General features: G+C 39.0%; 1 protein-coding gene. It reads right to left on the reverse strand.

Annotated elements, in window-relative coordinates; translation table 11 throughout:
* Positions 1-686: 686 nt before the first annotated feature.
* Positions 687-1,661, reverse strand: coding sequence for a replication initiation protein RepM (gene repM / locus NI461_RS13925; RefSeq protein WP_253157806.1), 975 nt, complete (start codon positions 1,659-1,661; stop codon positions 687-689).
* Positions 1,662-1,779 lie beyond the last annotated feature (118 nt).

The following is a 1,779-nucleotide window of genomic DNA, read 5'->3' on the forward strand; positions in this document are numbered from 1 at the left end:
TTCCTTTGTATTATATTTTTTAGGATTATGCAAGGTAAACCTAGGAGTATTGGTAGGTAAACCTAGGAGTATTGGTAGGTAAACCTAGGAGTATTGGTAGGTAAACCTAGGAGAATACCCTCTGTATGCTTTGCTGTGTGGGCATTTCAGCTTGTCTAAAAGCATTTAAAAGCATTTAAAAACCTTAAAAGCCCATTTTCATCATGAAAATTGCCCTCGGTTTTCGCTAAAGCTCAAACTTTTTTGACTTCACTTCGTTACGTCAGGGGCAATTTTTGCAAATGACCGAGAAAAACCAAAGATTTTAAAAGCATTGAGCAAGGACACACAGAGGGTACTTTTTCACTACCGTTCAAAATTCCTACTCTGTGCCTTGTTGGGGCAAGCCCCAAACCCCAAAAAGCAAAGGCAAAGGCAAAAATGGCACTCGCTTCGCTCGTGTCATCTCAAAAGCAAAAGCGCACGATAGTTAAAGTTTTCATGAAATCAGATGCTAAAAAAGCAGTTTTTCAGAGGGGGGAATAATCGAACTTTCATTGTGTCGCTCGTAGACACTCGCTAATAACTTTCTTTGAAAAACCAAAAAAAAGACAAAGAAAATTTTCTTTGTCTTTTTACTTTTTCGATAGAAAAACGCACTCAAACGATAGTTTGGGAAAGTGCGCCCTTCGGGAATTTCGTCATGACTAAAAAACCACGCCAAATTCTTCTAGTTTGTTTTCCCATTGGTCGGCTGTTGCATCCGTTGTAATTTCTCCTTTGATACGTTTCATCATCTCCATTACTGACTCATCACCACGTTTAAAGCGATCTGCTAGACCGTTCGCCATGATTGCACCTGTAATTTTGCTTTTACGGTGTTCTAAAACGTCCATATTTGCGTTTTCAGGCTGTTTTACGATGTTGGTAGGGATTTGACTAGGTTTTTTGATATGTGGGCTAGAATCGCTGTTTTTTGGCGTTTCCGCCTCTGTTTTCTTCTTCTGCTTAAACTTGAATGAAAATCCTGTGATTGTCCGCCCTTTTTTGTGCTGTTCGTAGCTCGCTATGATGTCGGTATGCTCGTTTATTTGTTTAATGGGGTTTTCAATAATCCATCGTTTGAAATTATCGGATCTTGTATATTCATCATCTAAAACACCTAAACGCTTTCTAAACTCTGCTAGTTCAATAACAGGCGTTTTTCCTGTGCTACGCCAACAAATCAATAATTCATATAGGCGGACTGCATAAGCACTCGATAAGCCGCTAATTTGCTCAATATCATACTGGCTGAATTGTTCCTCTAGTCTTGTAATCAGTGGAACAACCGCAGGGGCAAAAATAACCTCAACTGTTGCGGTTTCATCAATGTAAGCAATTTGTGATACCCATCGACTTGTTATATTTGCACGCCCACGTTCTCGCTTTTCCTGGTAGCTAAATTGACGGGCAAACAAGTCTTTGCAGGCATCTTTGAGGGCTTGATATGCCGTCTGTCTAGCTACACCAAATTGATTGATATAGCTCTCTGCATGAACGGTTAGAGGGTCATTTGCATTGATTCCTTTACCTGATTCTCTCGCCTCTAGGATAGCCAATAGAATTAAACGCTGTTCAACTAAGTCTAAGTTATAACTAGCGTTCATTAGGGCGTTATCTTTTACTATTAAATCGCTCATATTACTTATTAATATTAAATCTAGTAATTCCTTTGTATTATATTTTTTAGGATTATGCAAGGTAAACCTAGGAGTATTGGTAGGTAAACCTAGGAGTATTGGTAGGTAAACCTAGGAG

This window comes from Acinetobacter sp. S4400-12 (assembly GCF_024129495.1).
Classification (GTDB): domain Bacteria; phylum Pseudomonadota; class Gammaproteobacteria; order Pseudomonadales; family Moraxellaceae; genus Acinetobacter; species Acinetobacter lwoffii_C.

What these genes read in the sequence shown, in the direction of transcription:
- repM (WP_253157806.1), bottom strand. Translation starts at nt 1,661, where the DNA reads ATGAGCGATTTAATAGTAAAAGATAACGCCCTAATGAACGCTAGTTAT.